The 7,088-nt window shown below is 46.4% G+C and carries 1 protein-coding gene; it reads left to right on the top strand.

Features of this window, described 5'->3' with window-relative positions:
• Positions 1–539: 539 nt before the first annotated feature.
• Positions 540–7,088: InlB B-repeat-containing protein (locus HMPREF3190_RS04445; protein ID WP_449676200.1), on the top strand; the 6,549-nt coding region annotated here is incomplete at its 3' end.

Raw genomic sequence — 7,088 nt, 5'->3', positions numbered from 1 at the left:
CCTTCGGGGGTCTTTTTTTGTGCTTGAATACAAACTTGAGCTGCGCTGGCTTTTTGCACCTTTAAGCTCGAGGACTTTGCTTGCGCTCGTGCTTACGTTCGCAGTGTTGCACCTTGGTGTTGTATGGCTTGTATAGCAGCTTCTATGCCACCATGGCATCAAGCTTCGCGAAATGCATACCTACACGAAACAGCATCTCTATATTTCTTCCTACTGAAATTCTTTCTCATTCTCTAGCACCGTTTAGCGCTCATTATGTACTTGCTGAAATTTAATTTTTGTTTCTATCAAACGTTTATTTACAACCTTAATCGCTGATATATTCGCTTTTCTATGATTAAAATGTATAAAATTTAATTTCTTGTATACGATGAATTTACTAGGTGATAGTGAATAGCTATACTAAATTTGTGCGCCTATTGCTATACGGCGTATAGTATGTAACTTGTTAGTATTATTTTGCCTATATTTATAGCAATTATAATTATATTTGCATGTTGTGTGGTTTGAGGTTTAACGTGTAGAGGTGGAGCAGAATTATGGATAACAAAGGAAATACGAAAAACAAAACAGTGGCGCGCGTGCGTGGGAATCATGCACGACTGTACGATGATCAATCGATGCCAATAAACACACACACTTCTTCACGTAGTACTTCCCATAAATCACGCAGTAAACACCCTGCTCACGCCAGGGAATCAGCATCGTTGCTTACGAAAGTGAACACTTCGTCTGCAGGGGTTGTTGCAGGTGTTGCGCTTGCATCATCGCTTGTAGTGGTAAGTCCTGCGCTTGCACTTCAAGGTAAAGATATGTCGATGACGCTTACGCCACCACAAATTTCTTATACCAAACCGCTTACTTCGTCTACACCTGAACAATTACTACAGGATGCGGGTAGCGCTCACACAACACCATCAGCGTCGGCAGCATCGTCCAAGCAGGCTAAAGCATCAGCTTCTCAATTGGAATCGTTGACCACTCATACACACTCGGTGCATATTAATGCAGCGATGGATAGATCGGCTGGTGGTGGAGTAGACGAAATATCAGATGCGGCAAGTACATCGCATGCCGCAAGCACATCGCGTGCTGCAAACGCATCACGCGCCGCCCAAACATCAGCTGTCGCAAGCGCTTCAGGTGCAACACCAGGCGCAACACCGTCAACATCAGGTACATCATCAACACTAGGTGCAACACCAGGTGCATCATCAGCACCAACGTCAACGCCCGGTCAGCCAAACGGCTCGAATCCGCGCACCAATGATACGTCAAACCAGCAGGTAGTGCGTCCAAATGTTCAAAATCCTACCGCGGGCGACGTACGAACAGCAAACGGTCAAGTGGCTCGTCCTGAAAATGAGCGCAAAACAGTTTACAACTTAACAGTACGCTATGCGGTTTCAGGTAATGTAACGAAGCAGCTGCTTCAGCCTACTGAATTTTCGTTTACCGAAGCTAAGCTTGAAGAAATTAGCAAACCTGATGCTGAGGGAGTCTATATTCCCGTACCTACCACTAAAGGATACGTTGCTCCGCGCGGGAAATATGTGAAAAATGCGGCAGGTAAATTTGTGCTTGATACCGAACAAAATGCTTCGGTGCAAACATATATGAGAATTGATAGACACTTCATTGACCAGTATAAAAACAGGCGTTTAAGCAAAGATGACAATGTTGTTAGCGAGTTTACGCTTGAGTATAACCCGAAGCAAGTTACCTTTTATGTACGCCACATGCTTCAAAATCCTAATTACGATCCGCGCATTACCGACCCGAGCGATGAGCGTTCAAAACCTTTTATAGAGTACACAGGGCTTAACGATAAAGTTCAGCTTCAAGATGAAGAGGGACACTGGCATACCGTTTGTGTAAGTAAAGCAATAGGTTTGGTTGGTTCACGTGTGTTTGCTCAGCCAGTAAACATTGAGGGCTATAGCCCAGAGCCTAATTTGGTAGGCTCGTCCATTCCAGATGATGCCTATTATACGGAAGCAGATGAAGACGAAGCTACTAATCCAAGCACAACAGAAGCTACTAATCCGAGTGCAAAAGATAGGCCAAAGCATTTAGTGTTTGAGCTTCGCTACCTGCTGAAAAAGCACGAAGTGTCCTACGACGTGCAAGGCGGCACTGCCATTCAGGGTCATGTGTACAAATTTGGCGAAAAAATGTTGCAGGTAAACAATCCAACGCGCAGAGGTTATGAATTTACAGGTTGGACCGTTAAGGGCATTAAGGGCAAGGAACACGAGGCGCCATCGCTCGCTCCAAACTTTACGGAACAAACATTACCTGATAACGATGTTGAATTTGTAGCGCACTGGAGGCCCGCCCATGAAGAAACAAGCTACTGGGTAAACGTGTGGGTGCAAAAAGCGCGCCTGGTAAAGCCCAACGATCCGAATAGTCTTGACAACTACGATTACGTTGGTCGTGTACTGCGTAAAGGCAAAAGCGACCAGAACATTGAAAATAAATTCACGAAATACGACAAATCGTTTGATGCGCCAACAGATTTATTGAATGGGAAATATCGCGTTATCAAAGGCACACTTACCGCAGACGAGCGCAAGCAGGTGCACTTTGACGGGCTGGACACCACCAATGATCGTATAAAAGCTGACGTTGAAAAAGTGCTTGCGGATGATTTGTTGTTTGATAAGTTCTATAAGCCAAACTACCAGCTAGAAAATAAGCTGAACGCCGGCGAAGCGCCTGAGTGGTTTGGTGCAAAAGAAATGCGTCCGCTGTATAAGCTGCGTCCCGATGGCACAACCGTGCTGAACGCGGTGTATGACCGCCAGGTGTATACCTACTACTTTGCTAAGCCTGATGGGTTGAAGAAGAGTACAGATTACGTCGATTCTTCCAAACCTGGCGACCCCGACTATAAGAATAATGCAAGAGGCAGCAGCACCACGGTTACGATAGGCGGGAAAAAATGGACATACGATAAAGATACACTTAATTCTGCATACGCTATTAAAGTGCGCTTTAACGAAGAGTTGCGACCCGGTATAGAATTTCCAAAGACATCTCAAATTACCTATAGCCCGGTTAATAGAGAATATGATTTAAACGGAGATTATATCGCCGGTTCAACAGAAGAGCCTCAGGCGAATATGGGCTTATACATACTTGGTGACGCTACCAACACGCATAAGGGCAAACCAGATGGCGATAATGTGTTTGATACGCCACCCTATCGCTTTGGTTTTGAAGATGTGTACTACACGCGTGAAGTAGAAGGCGCAGACTTTTACAACAAACAAGATTTCTTCTGCTTTAATAGGCATTATCGCAAAAACACAAGTCCATCTGCTGCTGAGGTAGGTAGCTACGACTACAACCCCTACCAGCGGCTTTTTACGCCCTATCCTATGGACACGAGGCAATTTAGCACGGGTAAGCCATCAAATGGGCCTTTCCATGTAGTGATACGTGTAGAAACACCTGAATCTGCTGCGGCACGACTTAAATACCCCAGCGCAAAACCGCAGTACAAACTAAGCGTGATGTCGTACACCCAGTATAATTATATATACAGAGACGGAGACATTAGCAAATCGAGTTTACTTGGTTGGAATGGATTTGAACCACCAAAGCTTATTGGGTATGCGCCGCACAAAAGTGCATCAAGTGGAGATCCTTCTATTTGGAATAATGAAGACGAGTATTTTTTTGGCAATTCAGAGCAAAAACCCATACTTGCTCCAAATGCCTCGATACCAAAAACGCACATGCAATGCGTGTATGAGCTGCTGTATCAAGACTATTGTGCATATCTTAAATCGAAAGGCGAATCGAAGCCTGTTGATCTTGTAGACGGCATGGTAGCCACTTCAGAAAAAGAGCGCTTTAAGGCGTACGTTTACGAAAAATGGAAAGACGCATTTGACTTTACCTATAAGAAAAACAGCAAAGGTGAATACGTTCAAGAAGGACTTGATAAGGAGGGTAACCCCAAAGAAGTACCTGTTAAGTATCCCTTTAGCGCCATTCTTGTGTGGACCTACGATCGCACAACGCCTACCATACGCTTCCACAACGACGCATCATCAGATGTTGAAGATGCGCAAGGACATGCTGCTACCATACAGTCGCCCTTTGACACCGATCTCTTCAAAAAAGACTTTATTGTCGGCGGACACATAAGCGACGACGGCACTACGCTTACGCCTACCATCACGCCGTATACGCCTGAAGGACAAGCACCCGAGCAGTTCCCTGGTACCTATCGTTTCCAGCTCAATGGCAAAGACTACTTCATCAAACGACCCGATAATCTGCCCAAAGACTACGTGTTCGACGGCTGGGCGCTTGACGCCAATGGTTCGCAGGTGCTTATCCCGCACATGAAATCCGACGGCACGGCAATGACTGCACAGGACATTATCGAGTACGTTAAGAAACAAACCACTAAGCGCGTAGTTCCCGATGCTGGCTTAACGCTCTATGCACACTGGGTGCCTTCGCAAATCACGCACAAAATTACCGTAAACATGAACCGCAGCGATATGCCAAACGCACACTCTGAGGTTTTCGTTACACACGGCCATCATGCGCACAAAGCGAAAAACGATGGCCTCGTGCGCGACAAAAAAGATATTCCAAAAGATGAATTCCCGCTTCCAGCGGATAGACCTGGCTATGTGTTCTACGGCTGGCAAGTAAAAACAAAAGATATTCACGGGAACGATCACTGGTTGCCGTTTGCATTTAGCACGCCTGTTGTGGACGATTTGGAGGTGCGCGCCGAGTGGGTCGAAGACAAGCGCGTAGAGGGTACCGTGCGGCAAGTGTTCTTGAACCCTGGTTGCACCATTAAGCAATACGAAGATGCAAAAGCAGAAGCAGAGCGCACGGGAGACCGCACGAAACTTGAGAGTTTGATTCATAACGTGCGTACCGAAACGCTGCATGAACTGCGCCCCGGCTCTGCTACCTCGGTGCAAGCGGGGTATCGTGATGACGAGTATTTCCCCGATCATACATACTCGACCTTTGTGGTAAATAACGATCCAAAAAAGAATACGGCAGAGTTTGTGTACGAGCCGTACGCAAAGCGCAATTATACGGTGCACTATATTGATGCGCAAGGCAACGAAATTGCGCCGGCAGAGCCGCAACCAGGCAATGTGTCTGTGTATACTACCAATAAGCTCAATTACAACGTTGTTGAAGCGAAAACTATTCCCGGCTATGTGCTGCGAAAAGATATTGCGCCACAATATCAATTCGTGATTAAGCCAGAAGCAGATGGAAGCTATAAACCTAGTTACGATTATAAATTTATCTACGATGACGTACGCATTCTGAAACGCTCGAATGACAAGCAGGTAACCCCTGATCATTATTCGCGTTTGGTGTTCAAAACAGAATCAACCGAGCTTGTTGTAGAGAATAATAAGGTTGTTTCAAAAGTATCTGCCCAGCCTGGCGGTGAATTAAAGCCGTTTGCGTTTGATCCAACCGCCCCTGAAAGTAATGTGCAAGAAATTGTGCTCGATGCGGTAAATGGAACAAAAGCGTATCAACTACCGCTACCAACCCCTGTTGCAAAAGAGGGCTACACGTTTGTGGGGTGGACGTCTGAAGATTATTATGATGGTCAAAAATTTGAAGGCGCCAATCGCTTACCTGCTAATTCTCAAACGTTCGACCACAAAACAGTATTTATTGCACACTTCAAAAAGACGGAAAACGCCTTTGTGGGCTCCGACCCCAAGGCAGAAACGCCTCCGGGTTACTACAAGGTAAACTATACCGCCGATCAAAATGGACGCTTGTCGCGTCTTGTGCCCGATGGGCGCGGTGGTATGAAACCTGAAACGCTTGATACGCTTACCAATGTTGTTGTTCTTGACAAATACAAGGTAAACAATATCAACGCGCCAACACCCGTTCCTGATAAGGGATTTCAGGCGATAGACGGCTTTACCTTTGATGGGCACGACGCCAAAGACCGTACCTACACCAAGCATTTTGTGATGATTGACCCTGTGGCGGTGGCGCATCGTTATGTGCTGCCAGGCAATCCTGTGCTTGCAGCAGGCGAAACCGCGAAGAGTCTTATCCAAAATGCCGATCAGTACAAAAATGAAGAAGATGCGTTGCCGGGCAAATTGGCTACGTATCGCTTCCTTGATGAAGCGGGTCATGTTGTTACGACGCTTGATAACTCTACGCCGGGCGAGCACAAGATATTCATTGAGGTTGAAGCTGGTAGAGAAGGGTATCGCGTAAAGAAAAAGGTGCCGTTCTTCTATACGATTATGCCACGCGCATTTTTGCAGGGCGAACTGAGCAAATATAATCCACAGGATGTTGCAACCTACTACAAGAAATATACGTTTAAGTCGAAGCCGTCACAGGGTATTATGACAGGTCGTGAAACGGCTCAAACCGAAGGCGATTACGAAACGCTTGCGGCGTATGTGTACGCTGGAACTGCTGCTGCACCTGCTGGCACCTATACGCTTGATGTGCCATCGGCTGCAGGACGCGACTTTGAAGCAGATGGTTACCACTATGTATTCCGCGGTTGGAAAGAAGTGGTCGGCACATCTGCAGGGTCTGCTGCGCCCGATACCTTGCCAGCCGACTTTAAGTGGAAAACGTTTAAGCCTGATATTGGGGCAAAAGATCACTACAAAGACATTAAACCTACTGATAATGCCGCGTATGTTGCAATGTATGAGAAAATTCCCTACATTGTGCAAAAGAGCGAAGATGGTACCGTTCCACCTGATAGCGTGGTTGTATCGTTTAAGCCTGCGGCAGGACGTGCGTGGAAAGACGGCAAAACGGGCCCGAAGGTTCTCTACATTAAGAAGGGCATGGATATTTCCAAGCTTGACGAACATGGTGTGCCTATTAAGCCTGGTGAAACTAAAAAGTCGATCCTCCAAGTACTTGGTGAACAGCTGTATGGCTACACGGGCGACTGGACCAAGTCGTCCATGGACGGTATTACGCTTATTGAGCACATGAGTACGGGAGCGGGCACTGACGGTTGGAAGTCAAATAACGCCTTCCAAGAGTTTGTTGCACATCAAACACCGTATACTGATCCTGTTGGC

It is taken from the genome of Umbribacter vaginalis (genome assembly GCA_001552935.1).
In the GTDB taxonomy this organism is placed as follows: Bacteria; Actinomycetota; Coriobacteriia; order Coriobacteriales; family Eggerthellaceae; genus Berryella; species Berryella vaginalis.
This window is presented reverse-complemented; position numbering and strand designations above follow the sequence as displayed.